Origin of the sequence: Photobacterium sp. Hal280, assembly GCF_037162255.1 — a bacterium.
Taxonomy (GTDB): domain Bacteria; phylum Pseudomonadota; class Gammaproteobacteria; order Enterobacterales; family Vibrionaceae; genus Photobacterium.
The window spans coordinates 2,564,728-2,580,110 of sequence record NZ_JARLUO010000005.1; the positions used below are offsets into that span (position 1 = coordinate 2,564,728).

The window sequence follows — 15,383 nt, forward strand, 5'->3', positions numbered from 1 at the left end:
ACTTTCTCCAGTCGATTATGTTCTACCAAGTGTCCTGTTCTCTTTGTCCATTCAGAAAATGACACCCTGAAGATTGTAGCCTCAGAGAAACAGAAGCGGACTTGATTCCATGAAGACTCAGGCGCTGTACAGCGTGCCCGATCGACGTCCTTTTCACCGCGCAAGGTGGCTATCACCTTGCCAGCCATTCATTTTCGCATCCTAATTCACAAAATTATCAGGATACTTACACGCAGATATCATCAATCTGCGATTCCACACAGCCATTTTACCAAGGAGCCCAGAGGCAAACCATACAATAGACGTTTCCCAGAGTGGATAATGTGTTGACCCAGCACGTGGCTATCGTCACCTCTCCTTCGCCCGATTGCATTCTGCTTCCTTGCTCAGGACTCCCTTGCTCAGGAAAAGAAACGTTCAATCAGCCATTGATACAGCTGCCCGCCGATATACACGCCGACAATGCCCATCACCCCGGATAACACAGGAGGCGCCGGAATCGGCAATTTGAGTGCGGAAAACATCAGCCCGACGATCACACCTGCCAGTAAAGCCACGATTACGTCATGCATGCTATCACTCCCGTCGTTGTGACCAGACAGGGAGAGCGAAGCAATCCGGTCTGGAAATACTCACAGAGTGTAGACCGCAGAAAACCAAGTGTCTGCTGACCCCTTAAGCATGCGCGTACAGCCCGGGCGAAGGAAGTGTCAATTGGCGCTTTTTAGCGGCTTTTACCGGAAATGATTCAGATAGTTACTGATTCTGTTGACTGCCGCCAGCGTCAGCGGCAAAGAAAATGCGAGGCAAAAAAACGCCACAGCTAGGCTGTGGCGTTTTCAATCTGACGGTTTCTGACTGAATTACAGTGACAGGAACAGACCTGCAATCGTTGCAGACATCAGGTTAGACAAGGTACCTGCGGCAACGGCTTTCATACCGAAGCGGGCAATGTCGTGACGACGGCTTGGTGCCAGACCGCCCAGACCACCCAGCAGAATCGCAATCGAAGACAGGTTGGCGAAACCACACAAGGCGAAAGAAATGATCGCTTTGGTCTTCTCAGTCATCGCTGCGCCAGTTTCAGCAACCAGCAGACCACCATCAGCCACATCTTTCAGGTACGGCGTGAAGTTCAGGTAAGCCACGAACTCGTTCACGACGATTTTCTGACCGATGAAAGAACCGGCAATCTGTGCTTCATTCCAAGGCACACCAATCAGGAAGGCCAGCGGCTGGAAGACATAACCCAGGATCAGTTCCAGCGTCAGCTCAGGCATATTGAACCAGCCGCCAAACCAACCCAACATACCGTTGATCAGGGCAATCAGACCGATGAATGCCAGCAGCATCGCACCGACGTTCAGTGCCAGTTGCATACCGGAAGAGGCACCCGCAGCCGCTGCGTCAATGACGTTAGCAGGCTTGTCATCGTGACCTTCATCATCTTTATCAACGCCCAATTGATCCACAGGCGTTTCTGTTTCAGGTTTGATGATTTTCGCAAACAACAGACCACCCGGTGCCGCCATGAAAGAGGCTGCAATCAGGTATTCCAGCGGTACACCCATCGAGGCATAACCGGCCAGTACACCACCGGCAACAGACGCCAGACCACCACACATCACCGCAAACAGCTCAGACTGAGTCATCTTAGGTACAAACGGACGCACAACCAGTGGTGCTTCAGTTTGACCCACGAAAATGTTCGCTGTTGCAGACATGGATTCGGCACGGGACGTTCCCAGTGCTTTCTGTAGACCACCACCCAGAATGTTAATCACAAACTGCATGATACCCAGATAGTACAATACGCTGATCAGTGCTGAGAAGAACACGATAACCGGCAGCACTTTCAGGGCGAAGACGAAGCCGCCGCCACCGAAGACTTCAAACATCTTGCCTGATACCAGACCGCCGAACAGGAAAGAAATCCCCTGATCGCCATATCCGATCACACTTGCAACGAATTGTGATGCACCATACAGCACATCACGGCCTACCGGCACATACAGTACGAATGCGCCGAAAAAGAGTTGAATGGCAAACGCGCCACCCACAGTACGTAAGTTAATAGCTTTACGGTTATCAGACAGCAGCACCGCCACAAGCAGCAGCACAACCATCCCAACCAGGCTCATAAACACGCTCATAGTTTATGGCATCCCTATAGTTAAATTTTGGCGTCTCGACAATTCGGCTCTCTCAAGAGTCGGGCGCATTATACGCATGGCAACTTACAGCATGTAATGCACACATCACACTTTGATTGGAAACCGAGTGAAAGTTGAATATCAAGTGTGACGAAACTCACACCAAGGCACCACCTGATGCATAAAGAAAAGCCAGAGAAATGTCAGAATCATCAAATTTGAGAAGGCAGTGCAAACAAAACTTCTGCATTTTTGCTAGTAGCAGCAGCAAGTACCGCCAATGATTCTGATCTCAGTTCAGCCAGAGCCGCCAGCACTAACGCCACTCTGTCCGGCTGATTCGGCTCTCCCTGGTAACCGGCCAACGGCATATCTGGCGCATCGGTTTCCAGTAACATCGCATCAAGAGGTAACTGAGTCATTGTAGTTCGAGTTTTGTTCGCTCTGCGATAGGTGATCGTACCACCTACTCCAATTTTGATACCTAGATCAAGAAGTTGAGACGCTTGCTGCAAACTGCCACCGAATGCATGATAAACCCCTCCCCGAATTGGCGGGCAGGATTTCAGGCATTGCATCAGTTCAGGAAAGGCTTTGCGGCAGTGAAGTATCACCGGCAGGTTAAATTGATTGGCGAATTCCAGCTGCCTGAGCAGCCAGCCCATTTGCTGCTGCCTGTCTGCAGCGGCGATTGCAAAATCCAGCCCGCATTCCCCAACCGCCACACAGCGGTTTTCCGCCTCCTGGCACACCTTCTCCAGCCTGCTCTCAAGCTGACTCAGTGTGTGATCATCATGCTCGGAGGCAAAATACGGGTGCATGCCCAGCGCATAGTAGAGCGCTGGCTGTGACGGGGAGGCCGGCCGGTCACACAAGGTCTGAATGGGTTGCCAGTTCCGCGCCCCGATCGATGGGATCACGATATGGCTGACACCAGCCTGCCCGGCCTGTGTCAGATACGGCTCGGGATCAGCGGCAAACGGCGGAAAATCAAAATGGCAGTGACTATCAATCAGCTGCACCTGAGGTCTCCTTTTTCTTCACGGGCTGACCAGCGCTTGCCCTGGCGGCGCGCTGCGCCGGATGACGGGCATCGTCTTCATCATAGCGGACAGGCGCACAGCAGCGCCGGTTTTCCGGGACAAAGCCCATACGCTCGCACCAGGCATCGTAGCGGGCAAGCCAATGGCGGATCAGAGTGAACATGAATACCTTCTCCTTCAGTACGGATGGATCTCTGTGATCATTATGCCGGGCCAAAACTAAATCAATATGCCGGCATTCAGATCGGGAGCGCCAATGCGTTCGCAGCGGTTAAAAACAACACGGTTTTTCCAAAATTTCAGCTGTCCAGCCCAAGTATTGCTCATCATTCCATAAATCATCACTTTTTATGATACAAGGCTCGCAAGGCTCGCAAGGCTCAGCGATCATTTATCTCCATGAACAAATACTGTTTTCTTTTCTTGCTCTCATTAACCGCGTGTGGAGGGGAAAGCACCCCATCGACATCTTCCGGAAGTCTGCCCGATTTACCGAATGACCATGGGCAGCCGCCCGTGATCACGCTGCCTGACGACCCGATCAACCAGGCTGTCAGACAGGGTGATCCCGGACGCTTGCCTGCCAGTACAGCCCTGCTCGAACAGCGGATTTCAACGCTGATCAAGGCTGAGCAAACCGCTCTCACGACGGCGCATCACCAGATTTTTGGCGATGACGCGATCGATTATGATCCGAGCCGGAACTCCCGGCTGTTCAGCTTTCAAACGTTAACCAGCGCCAAAGAGCTGATCTCAGGGAACCAGGGAAATACGCTGGCCACGGTCAGTGAACAGCACTCCCGCCGCAGTATCGCTTTCGGCAGCAACATTTTGCGCGACCTTGATGCGGGTGAAAACCCGGCCTTCGCATCACACATGAAAAACATCACAGATTGGTTGCTTGCGCCCGCCTCACTGGCGGAAAACGACACCGTCAACGTGTCATTTATGCTGCTCAGTAACAGCCAGTACAACCAGTCGAAAAACTGGCTTGCCAGCCGATACCCCACAATCGCAACAACGCTCTGTAATCATGAAGCACAACTGACACAGTGTTTAGCGTCTGCACATCTGATCATTACCGGTTCCAGCGGCTCGTTCAGCGAATCTGGGGGTCAGGCCGCCCTCAGTGCCGCGGCAGCCCGCAAGCAGTCCCTGCTGTATGTCCACACCAACAGCTGGAATGCCACGCCTTTAACGAACCTTGTGCTCACTTACTTTGGCGCGCAAACGGAGGCAATCGGCGGAGCGGGTAATTATTTTGCACAAGACAAAGCTAACTGGGCATCAGCCGCCGAGATGCGAACTGAGACCGGGCTGCTGGCTGAAATTCATGCACTGACGGAGCACCTTCAGTACGACAGCTTCAGCTTCTCAGTGACAGATTGCGAAGATGACAATGATAGCTGCAGCAATATTCCCGCCTTTCGCCGAGAGTTTCTTGCCCCCGCCGGATCACTGCGTCAGATCATCCGTGCTCTGGATGCCAGCGCAACAGACATTTTTGCCCTGCCGGGTCAGTATACGCTGGAAAAACATCTGATTCTTCTGGCGGACAGATACCGTGAAGGGGTGCACTTTCCCATGTCAAAGAACACGACACCCACCCTGGCCTTTTTAAAAAGCTATTTTGCCGACCACCTGGTGTATCACTCACGCAAGTACAACCCGGTTCCGCCTGAACTGGGGAATTTCAGCCGGACTGACTTCAGCCACATCACGCCAACAGATAAAATCGTCACGCTGGTCAGCCGTCAGCCCTGGCGAGCAGCAGGTGTCTATGCCCTGCCGGGTCAGACGTTTAGTGTTACCCGTACCGATAGCCATGATACCGTGGCCGCCAGTCTCTTTATCAATACCCAGCGCCCGTCTTCCACCAAGCAGATGGCTGCCAATCATGGGTATAACCGCCCTAAATTCCTTCAGTCCCACCATCAGACAATTAAGGCGGGTCAAACCCTGACGATCACCTCTCCTTATGGCGGCCCAATCCAGATTGGCTTTACCGACCAAGGGACAGCAATGACCTTTTCCTTTCGCCAGATTGGCCTGCACCCTTACTGGCAGCCGGGTAGCAATGACGCCGACTTTCTCGCAGCCTTGAGCAACAACGCCTTCGATTGGGCGGAAATTGCAACCGAGCATTTTGAAATTCACTCTCGAAACAGCCGGATGCAAACCACATTGTCCGACAACAGCCGCTGGGATACCCCCAGTCAAATGGCGGATTTTATGACGACTTATCATCACAGCGCGCTCAGAGCACTGGCGGGATATCAGGGGGAAAACATCACGCCGATTGCTGAAGTGCAGTCCTTTGCAACCCAGCATGGCATGACATTGCCGGTGTGGGCTCAGGTCCAGCACATGAATGCCGATCAGCCGACCTGCGGCTATGGCTGTTCCGGCAATCCTTATGATGCGGGCTGGGCATTCAGTGTGCTCGGCCACGGTGACCTGCATGAGGTGGGGCACAATGTTGAAAGTAGTCGCTTTAAATTCAACGGCTTTGAAGGGCATGCCACCACGAACTTTTATTCCTATTATCCAAAATCGCTGGCGGCCATCAATGAACCGGGTTACGACCATCAGTGTCAGTTGCTGCCCTTTGATGTCATGCTGAAGGATCTCAGGCAAAGCCAGTTGACCTCAGATCCTGCGGCTTATATGGCTGCCCGGTTAGGAAGCAGCTGGAGTCAGGGTGTCGCGTTAGTCATTCAGATGATGATGCATGCGCAGGACAAAGGTAAACTGGCCAACGGCTGGCATTTAATCCCGCGGTTACATTTACTGGAAAAAGCCTTCGCCGATGCCGATCACGATGAAGCAAGCTGGGAAGCCAAAAAAGCGGCTCTGGGCTTCAGCACTTATACGCTCGAAGACGCGAAGCGTATGGATAACAATGATTGGCTGCTGATTGCGGCCAGCTACGTGACCGGGCTGGATTATCGGCCGTATCTGGATCTGATGGGGCTGACGTACAGCAGTAAAGCAAATGCCCAGTTGTCAGCATTCGGCTATGCCGCAGTTGATAAGGCATTCTTCAATCCGGTATCGAACCGGGCCTACTGTGACTCTCTGAGTCAGGACAAGGTGTATTTCTGATCGCATCCTCATGCGTGATATTCAACAAAAAGCCCCTGAAATCAGGGGCTTTTGCATTCATCAGGCGATCAGTGCTCGCGGGTAGCGCGGAAATCCACTTCCGGGAAACGCTCTTTGGCCAGATTGAGGTTCACCATAGTCGGTGCGATATAGGTGAGGTTATCACCACCATCCAGCGCCAGGTTCACTTCATTCTTGCGACGGAATTCCTCGAATTTCTTGCCGTCGCCACACTCAACCCAGCGCGCCGTGGCCACGTTAACGCTCTCGTAAATGGCTTCGACATTGTATTCCGCTTTCAGACGGGCCACGACCACGTCAAACTGCAGCACACCGACTGCGCCGACGATCAGGTCATTGTTGAGCAGCGGACGGAATACCTGTACCGCACCTTCTTCCGACAGCTGCACCAGGCCTTTCAGCAATTGTTTCTGCTTCAGCGGATCGCGCAAGCGGATACGTCGGAACAACTCGGGAGCAAAGTTCGGAATACCGGCAAATTTCAGGCTTTCACCCTGTGTAAAGGTATCGCCAATCTGAATCGTGCCGTGGTTATGCAGACCAATGATGTCGCCGGCATAGGCGGTTTCAGCACGGGAGCGGTCACCGGCCATGAAAGTCACGGCATCTGAAATGCTGATGTTCTTGCCGATACGGACATGGTTCATCTTCATGCCCTGGGTATAAGTGCCCGAGACGATCCGCATAAAGGCAATCCGGTCGCGGTGTTTCGGATCCATATTCGCCTGAATCTTGAAGACGAAGCCGGAGAACTTCTCTTCCGTCGCTGCAACATCGCGCTCATTCGCCTGACGCGGCAACGGCGCGGGCGCCCACTCAGTCAGGCCGTCCAGCATGTGGTCGACACCAAAATTACCCAGTGCCGTACCGAAGAATACCGGCGTCAGCTCCCCTTTCAGGAACAGTTCACGATCAAATTCGTGCGATGCACCCAGCACCAGCTCCAGCTCGTCACGCAGCTGGCTGGCCAGATCCTCGCCGACAGCCGCATCCAGTTCCGGGTTATCCAGGCCTTTGACAATCCGGACTTCCTGAATGGTATGACCCTGACCGGTGGCATACAGAATGGTTTCGTCACGGTGAATGTGGTACACACCTTTGAACTCTTTACCACAGCCAATCGGCCAGCTGACCGGCGCACAGGCAATGTTCAGCTCACTTTCCACTTCATCCAGCAATTCCATCGGATCGCGGATGTCACGGTCAAGTTTGTTCATAAAGGTCACGATAGGCGTATCGCGCAGACGGGTGACTTCCATCAGCTTACGGGTCCGATCCTCAACACCTTTCGCCGCATCAATCACCATCAGACAGGAGTCCACGGCGGTCAGGGTACGGTAGGTATCTTCCGAGAAATCTTCGTGCCCCGGGGTATCAAGCAGGTTGACCAGACACGCGTTGTACGGAAACTGCATCACAGAGGTAGTGACCGAGATACCCCGCTCTTTTTCCATTTCCATCCAGTCGGATTTGGCGTGCTGGTTAGAGCCGCGGCCTTTGACTGTACCGGCGCGCTGCAAGGCGTTTCCGAACAGCAGCACTTTTTCAGTAATGGTGGTTTTACCCGCATCCGGGTGAGAAATGATGGCAAAGGTGCGGCGTTTGCCCACTTCAGTTAAAAAAGACATATTCAGTGAAGATCCAGTTATCGAATAAAGTCAGCCCAGGCGAGATCCGTGATAACGCGGCGCCCGGTATGTCAGTTGAGTCTTGCCCGGAACAAGCCGGGTGATGGCTGATTAACCTGTGGTTACATCCTGGCCTCTGTTTGCTCTTCTGTGCCGTAACAGGCAATAGGGGATGACTTGGGTATATGATGGCGGAATTATACGCAAAGTCTGCGCAAAGAAACAGTCACTCGCCACGCAAGCTGCTGCCAACAGGCGAACGAAGCAGAATTACGGAACGAAAATCGGCAACAAGCCAGTTCACACTGCCCTGTCGCCGATCAGTTTTCTGAGTCCGGAGCAAGCTTTCCTAGCCGGCAACCTTGACCCAGACCTGAGGAAAGTCAGTGATCTGCGTCTGAAAGTTCAGGCTGTACAGCGTGTCATTATCCACCACGGTTTCCGCATAAACCTGAGAGAAAGGCAAATGACAAACGTTGCTGGCTTCGACGGTCATCACCCACACATTCTCCAGTGAGTCCGACACAACAAAGCGCGCCGCAGATTCACACTGTGCCCCTGAAACGATGGCATTGCCCTGCGCATCCAGCGCCAGGGTATAGCGCTCACCGTTCCATGCCGCCTGATACTCTCCGGCGACAAAACCAGTATGTTGCGCCGACGACAAATCGGCGGCCAAGCGGGCTGTGCCTTCAGGGGTGTCACACACAACCCCATCCGGCGATCGCTGACACTGGAACTGAATCCCGGCAAAGTGATAGCTCAGTGCCTCCGCGCTGCCGGCCGGTTGCTCTGCCTGAAATGATCGCTGATGTTCTCTGTCATCCCATACGGTCAGCAAAGGCAGTTGCCCGCTTTCAGCAATGATCTGAATCTCGATGGGATTGGCATCCGCATCCAGCGCAATCCCGCGGTAAACGCCTGTCCAGGCTTGCTGACTGGCATCCGCTCCGCTGCTGCCTTTATCCGTGTCGGAATGCTTATCTGAGCCATTACACCCGGCCAGCACCAGGGTGAACAACAGGCACAGCAGGTGGCTTGAATTGATTGTCATGGCCGCCTCCTACTTCAAATCCAGCAGACGCTGCTCTGTCAGGGCGACCTTGGCACGCGCCGCCTGGACATTGCCGTCTATGGTACTGATCGTGATATACCCCGCCTTCACCGCATTGCCTTCCGAGTTGGCGTTGGCATCTCCGGCATCCCCCATACCGAACGACAGCCCTTGCTTGCCCTGCATCGCCGCCTGCGCGGTGGCCTCGGCTGTTGCCTGATCCATGCCGCCTGCCATTAGTTTCTGCACCATATAGCCCATCAGCACAGCATCACTGGACAGGTCGTTGCTGAACTTCAGCTCCATACCACCACCATTCCAGCCCACATCAGTAAACTTGTAGCCCAGATGATTCGACATCTCTTCCGGGGTATTGATATTCAGGCCGGTATAGGCTGGCAGTAAAGGGCCTCCGGCCGGACGGCTGCTTTCCAGTGTGGCCACCACATCAACCACAGCGTTTGCCACCAGCTCGGACTGAGCCGCGTCATGCGCGGTATTCTCATGGCCGCTGATGGCAATTGCCGGGATCCCACGACTCAGTGCAACCATGGTTGCCCCTAAAGTGCCTGAGTTGTTGTTCATGAACCCCAGGTTATTTCCTTCATTCGGTCCGGAAATCACCAGATCAGGCGCCTTGCCCCAGATCGTTTGCGCGGCCACATCAATGCCATAAAGAACAGCCATCACAGGCGTGCCTTCAGCATAATCTTCGAACGCCACACGGGTGTCGGTATCGCCGACACAGAATTCCTGCTGTGCCGCTTTCGTTTCATCCACACTGACCGGTTTCAGGAAGGTCATGGCACCGCCTTTGCCGCTCTGACCTGTGCAGGGCGCCGACATAATCACCTGATGTCCGGCCGCCAACAGGGCCGATTTCATGATCTGAATATTCTGAGTGCTCCAGCTGTCATCATTGGTCAGCACAATATTCAGGGCCATCACGGGCGCGCTGATGACAGAAGCAGAGAGCAGGCTGACAGCCAGCAGTTTTTCCTTTGTGAGTTTCATTGTTATTCCTACAGTAAGTTCAACATCGTCCTCCCTGTACCAGGGGGTGCGCTTACTGTTGCGAAATCACATGACGACTCTGTGACACGGCAAACCAGATCGGCATTAGAGATATCTAAAAAATAAAACTTTTTATTTTCAATGAATTAATCATTCATTTTGCAATGGTGATTTGTTCCGGAGATATCTGCAAACGGTATTCGGTCTGGGGATTGTCGCCCGGTTTCCTGTTTTCAAAGAGACAATCCTCCGCGGCTTCCTCACCTGTGATAGCTGACAGCGCTTCTTTGATTTTGCTGCGGTTCTGATCGAGTGATTTGGCTTTCAGTCCGGCCTGTTCCAGCTCGCGAATGGCCCGGCCATGACCGCCATAGCGATACATCAGCTCAAGCAGTGACTGCGCCAGCACAGGGTCCGGTTTGTTGGAAGGCGGATTTCTGACCCATCCGCCGCCTGTTTGTTCTCGCCGCTTGCCGGCATACCACAATAAGTACAACGCCGGTGTGACGGACAAGGCCAGGGGTATGCCTGCCAGTGTCACCCGAACCTTGCCGCCGGTCAGATCAAAGTGCAGCTCTGGGGGCTGGCTGGCACGCGCCAGCAAAGACACCACACATTGCTGCGGCGAACTGAATATTGCCCGGTTCGTGCTGATAAGCGCCCGCAAAATCGCCGGGTTGACCTGACGGTCGGGGTAAGTCTGCCGGAAATGGATCACACCCGCTTTGATTGCAGAGCGTTTCATCATGCCGTCCTGCTGGTCTGCAGTCACACCTGGCTGTAAGAAAAGCGCCATCAGCACTCTGTCTTCTTCTTTGACCGGCTGACCGATAAGGTGCCAGCCAGCCACAGTGAGCAGTGCCAGCCCCAGACTGAGGCTCAGCCAGGGCACTAACCTTATCCGGCAGTCAATAGCCAGCCAGGTTTGCTGCGCCCCCTGCGCAGCGACCAGCCAGGTCATGCTCCAGGGCAACCAGCGGCTGTTTTCTGATGATATCCGCTCCCCCTGAGCACCAAACCGGTAAAGGTGACTGTGACATTGCTGGATCTGAGCCGACAGCCAGTTGCCCTGCACCGCATCCAGCTCGCCTTCCAACCGCCGGATCAGGATCGCTTCCAGTGCTTCAGGTAACTGGTAATCTGCACTGTCCTGCCAGGCCTCGGCCATCACAGGCTGCACCCTGTCAGAGATGATCTGCCGATATTCCTGATAACGGCCGAAGGAAGATGCCAGTACAATGGCCAGGGCGTAGAGCACCACCAGCCACAGCAGAGGCAAACAGTAAATTCGTTTCATGGGGAATAACCTGAGCAGCGCTTTTATCGCAAAGACGATAAGCCGTCTTTAATGGCGATTAAGGATTGAGGAGAAGATACGCGATCGCTGACATACCAGGCACCAGAGGATACCTGGCTGGCAATTTTGACTTTGGACAGCACTGCCGAAGATTGCAACAGCGCACTGAAACTCGTGTCGGCAATGACATCCACCTGCCCGGCCAGCAATGCCTCAGCCAAGGCTTGCCGCGACGGATAAAAAGCGATATGCACCGAATCCGCCGCCAACTGCAGGCTGTTCAGCTGATTCATGGGTAGCTGGTAACCGGACAGGCTGAAGGGATCATCCAGCAGACCCACCTCAAGCTGCTCAAAGTCATGGCGATTCCCCTGAAAACCCGCGGTATTGGCATACCAGTAGACATCATATCCGGGCAGGGTCAGCAGAGGCTGGTAATAATCCAGATAGCTCGGGCTCATGCCGTTCAGCACGTAATCCCGCCCCCACATCACATCGTAGAACTGACTGTAAATCTGCGCCGGAACGAACTCGCTGCGCGCCTGCCAGAACACGCTGACATCAGCATACGCGCTCTGAATGGCAGCTTGCGAACACAGTTTTTTCAGTATCGGCAGTGCCAGCTGATGTACCGGAGTAAAGACCCGCAGCGGCTCCCGGCCCGCATTTTGAGTCGAAGCCACACCGATATCAGCACAAGAGACCTGATTATAAGAAGCGACAGCAGCCACTGGCATTACGGGCGCTAAAACCCAAAAAACCAGCAACAACACAGTCAGCAGTATCGCCGACTGAGCCGCCAGATAGAAGATTGGCCCCTGCCACTGTTGTCCGGCCAAGGCGCTAAGCCGCGCCGCGTATTGGTTTGCGAATTGCCCTGTCCGGCGTTTGACTGCATCCATGCCTGTTTACGTTTACACTCGTTCCTTTACTGCCAGCATAAACAAGGGTTGTGAAGCTTATATGACACTATGCAATTGACGCTCGCCGATACCAGCATGGTGTTCGCTATCAGCCAGCCTTGATGCGCTAGCGTTTGTCCAGCAAGGCCAGCAGTTCCTCGCAGGTTCCGGTTTCACCCAGACGGGGGAAAATACGTTCCAGCGAATTATGGTGGGCATACACATTTACATCAGTCATGGCATCGGTACACAAAGCGACATTCAGCCCGAGCTCATACGCCTGACGGGCGGTGGATTCCACACCGATACTGGTCGCGATACCGACCACCACCACCTGGGTCACGGACAAGGCGCTGAGTGTTTCGGCCAGGCCGGTATGGCTGAACGCGCCCCAGCATTGCTTCGTGATACAGATATCACTCGCCAGCGGCGTCATTGCCGGTACCAGCTCCGCCCAGTCGCTGGCAGGCGTCCCTCCGGTGCGGGGCTGCTCTGTGCGTCCGGGGGCACTGCCTGCCACATTCACCAGGACAACCGGTAACTGATGAGCTCGAAACGCCTCTGCCAGCCGGGCGGCATGTTTCACGACGGTCCCCGCATCGTGAGCCAGAGGCAGCCCCACGATGCCTTTTTGCAGATCAATCACAAGCAAGGCCGAACGACTATCCAGTTGTGTCAGCGGCATATCACCACTCCTTAAAATTTCGCTTACCGATACACTATAGTGTCGATACGGCCACACCCGCTGAATATGTTCACCCCCAAAAGGCTGCCCTGTTATCAGGAGCAGCCCTGGCTGGACACAATAAGATGAAGGCCGGCTTAGCTGTCAGCGCGCAGCGTCTTGGCGGCAGCCACCATATTTTGCAGTGCTGGCACCACTTCAGCCCACTGGCGGGTTTTCAGGCCGCAGTCCGGGTTCACCCACAGCCGCTCGGCCGGGATACGCTTTGCGGCTTGCTGCATCAGCTTCACCATCTGGGCTTCGGTCGGAATATTGGGTGAGTGGATATCATAGACACCCGGGCCAATTTCGTTCGGATACTTGAAGTGATCAAAGGCATCCAGCAGTTCCATGTCGGAACGGGAGGTCTCTATGGTGATCACATCGGCATCCATGTCGGCAATAGATGCAATAATGTCGTTGAACTCGGAATAACACATGTGGGTATGGATCTGGGTTTCATCGGCCACACCATTGGCCGTGATGCGGAACGACTCCACGGCCCAGTTCAGATAGTCCTGCCACTCAGACCGGCGTAACGGCAGCCCTTCACGCAGTGCCGCTTCATCAATCTGAATCACTTTCACTCCGGCTTTTTCCAGATCCAGCACTTCGGCGCGAATGGCCAGTGCCAGCTGATAACAAGAGACGGCGCGAGGCTGATCGTCGCGCACAAAAGACCAGTTCAGTATGGTCACGGGACCGGTCAGCATGCCTTTCATCGGTTTTTCGGTCAGTGATTGAGCGTACCGGGTCCAGGCCACTGTCATGGCTGCCGGACGACTGATATCCCCGAACAGAATAGGCGGTTTGACACAACGCGACCCGTAAGACTGAACCCAGCCAAACTGGCTGAAGGCATAACCGTCCAGCTGTTCACCGAAATATTCCACCATGTCGTTGCGTTCCGCTTCGCCGTGAACCAGCACATCCAGATCCAGTGCTTCCTGCTCACGCACCGCGCGGGCAATCTCTTCCTTCATCTGGCTGACATAAGTGGCCTGATCCAGCTCACCTTTCTTGAATTTCAGGCGGGCCTGACGGATCTCTGCGGTCTGAGGAAACGAACCGATCGTGGTGGTCGGAAACGGCGGCAGGTTCAGGTGCGCGGTTTGCTTCACGATGCGATCGGCAAACGGGCTCTGACGCTGGCCCAGCTGCGGGCGAATCGCTGCCACGGCGGTCTGCACCTCAGGATGATTCACCCGGCGGGACTGACGGCGACTGTCGATGGCAGCCTGATTGGCAGCCAGTTCAGCAGAAACGGAATCGCAGCCATCATTGAGGGCGCGGGCCAGCACAGCCAGCTCATCGAGTTTTTGCAGCGCAAACGCCAGCCACGACTGGATTTCCGCATCCAGTGTCTGCTCACTGTTCAGATCAACCGGCACATGCAACAGGGAACAGGAGGGAGCCACCCACAGGCGCTCGCCGAAATCGCGGGCAATGGGCGCCAGCCAGTCCAGTACGGCATTCAGATCAGTCTTCCAGATATTCCGGCCATCAATCACCCCCAGTGACAGCACTTTGTCAGCAGGCAGGGCGGCAATCACAGCATCCACCTCATTGCGGCCACGCACCGCATCAAAGTGTAAACCCTGAACCTGCAGATTGACCGCCAGCGACAGGTTCTCTTTCAGCTCCCCGAAGTAAGTCGCCAGCAAAAGCTTGACCTGACCTTTATTTAAACTCTGGTAGGCCTTGCTCAGCGCCTCCTGCCATTCCGCAGAGAGCTCAGTGACCAGGATCGGCTCATCGATTTGCACCCACTCAACCCCCTTGTCGGCCAGCAGCGTCAGCAGCTGCTCGTACACAGGCAGCAGTTGGTCAAGCAGATCCAGCTTGTTGGCGTGGTCCTTTTCCTTGCCAAGCCACAGATAGGTCACAGGGCCGATCAGCACAGGTTTGGCGGCGACACCCTGCGCTTTGGCTTCCGACAATTGTGCCAGCAGGCGCTCTGGATTGAGCGCAAAACGGGTGTCGGCGGTAAATTCAGGCACGATATAGTGGTAGTTGGTGTCGAACCATTTGGTCATCTCACCGGCATGCACACAGTGACAACCGCTGTCGTTGGCCGAACGGCCACGTGCTACACGAAAATAGTTGTCCAGCTCGTCACCAGCCAGATCTTGGACACGGGCCGGGATATGGCCGAGCGTGAAGCTGGTATCCAGCACCTGATCATAAAAAGAGAAGTCGCCGACCGGGATCAGATCAAGCCCCGACTGCTGCTGCCAGTGTTTCTGGCGCAAACCGGCGGCCAGCGCTGTCAGCTCACTTTGGCTGCTTTCGCCTTTCCAGTACTTTTCCAGTGCGAATTTCAGTTCACGGTTCGCACCGATGCGCGGGAAACCTAAGTTATGAATTTTAGCCATCTATACGTCCTCCAAGGTTGTTGAAGACATCTTATGGCTATCTTGTGATGAATAAAAATGGCATTAT

12 protein-coding genes are annotated in these 15,383 nt (G+C 54.4%); 1 reads left to right on the forward strand and 11 read right to left on the reverse strand.

Annotated features, from left to right (window positions below):
• Positions 1–401: 401 nt before the first annotated feature.
• The 4 genes from P4S53_RS21075 to P4S53_RS21090 form a co-directional block, all read right to left on the reverse strand.
• Positions 402–572 carry a XapX domain-containing protein gene (locus P4S53_RS21075; protein WP_192015622.1) on the reverse strand — a complete coding sequence of 57 codons (171 nt, stop codon included), beginning with the start codon at positions 570–572 and terminating at the stop codon, positions 402–404.
• A gap of 291 nt (positions 573–863) precedes the next feature.
• Positions 864–2,153, reverse strand: a complete 1,290-nt coding sequence (locus tag P4S53_RS21080; protein ID WP_337114234.1) for a NupC/NupG family nucleoside CNT transporter — start codon at positions 2,151–2,153, stop codon at positions 864–866.
• 212 nt (positions 2,154–2,365) lie between these two features.
• The gene (locus tag P4S53_RS21085) at positions 2,366–3,175 is read right to left on the reverse strand and encodes a TatD family hydrolase (RefSeq protein WP_337114235.1); all 810 of its coding nucleotides are present in this window, start codon (positions 3,173–3,175) and stop codon (positions 2,366–2,368) included.
• Entirely contained in the window at positions 3,162–3,359 is a 198-nt protein-coding gene (locus P4S53_RS21090) for a hypothetical protein (RefSeq protein ID WP_337114236.1), read from the reverse strand. Before P4S53_RS21090 ends, P4S53_RS21085 begins: the two co-directional genes overlap by 14 nt.
• A 353-nt stretch (positions 3,360–3,712) precedes the next feature.
• On the opposite strand from P4S53_RS21090, the gene P4S53_RS21095 reads away from it, so the two are divergent.
• A complete protein-coding gene (locus P4S53_RS21095; protein WP_337114238.1) occupies positions 3,713–6,301 on the forward strand; it encodes an ImpA family metalloprotease in 2,589 nt (862 codons plus the stop codon).
• Between the two features lie 68 nt (positions 6,302–6,369).
• Here the strand turns inward: P4S53_RS21095 and prfC are convergent, their stop codons facing one another.
• From prfC to metE, 7 genes are all read right to left on the reverse strand, one after another.
• The gene (gene prfC / locus P4S53_RS21100) at positions 6,370–7,950 is read right to left on the reverse strand and encodes a peptide chain release factor 3 (RefSeq protein ID WP_337114239.1); all 1,581 of its coding nucleotides are present in this window, start codon (positions 7,948–7,950) and stop codon (positions 6,370–6,372) included.
• 349 nt (positions 7,951–8,299) lie between these two features.
• The gene (locus P4S53_RS21105; RefSeq protein ID WP_337114240.1) at positions 8,300–9,004 is read right to left on the reverse strand and encodes a hypothetical protein; all 705 of its coding nucleotides are present in this window, start codon (positions 9,002–9,004) and stop codon (positions 8,300–8,302) included.
• Between the two features lie 9 nt (positions 9,005–9,013).
• Positions 9,014–10,018, reverse strand: coding sequence for a 5'/3'-nucleotidase SurE (locus P4S53_RS21110; protein ID WP_337114241.1), 1,005 nt, complete (start codon positions 10,016–10,018; stop codon positions 9,014–9,016).
• A 154-nt stretch (positions 10,019–10,172) separates the two neighbouring features.
• Entirely contained in the window at positions 10,173–11,315 is a 1,143-nt protein-coding gene (locus tag P4S53_RS21115) for a hypothetical protein (protein WP_337114242.1), read from the reverse strand.
• A gap of 23 nt (positions 11,316–11,338) precedes the next feature.
• Entirely contained in the window at positions 11,339–12,217 is an 879-nt protein-coding gene (locus P4S53_RS21120) for a hypothetical protein (protein ID WP_337114243.1), read from the reverse strand.
• Between the two features lie 127 nt (positions 12,218–12,344).
• Positions 12,345–12,902: an isochorismatase family protein gene (locus tag P4S53_RS21125; protein WP_337114244.1), complete on the reverse strand. Its 558-nt coding sequence runs from the start codon at positions 12,900–12,902 to the stop codon at positions 12,345–12,347.
• A gap of 137 nt (positions 12,903–13,039) precedes the next feature.
• Positions 13,040–15,316 carry a 5-methyltetrahydropteroyltriglutamate--homocysteine S-methyltransferase gene (metE, locus tag P4S53_RS21130; protein ID WP_337114245.1) on the reverse strand — a complete coding sequence of 759 codons (2,277 nt, stop codon included), beginning with the start codon at positions 15,314–15,316 and terminating at the stop codon, positions 13,040–13,042.
• Between the last annotated feature and the right edge of the window lie 67 nt (positions 15,317–15,383).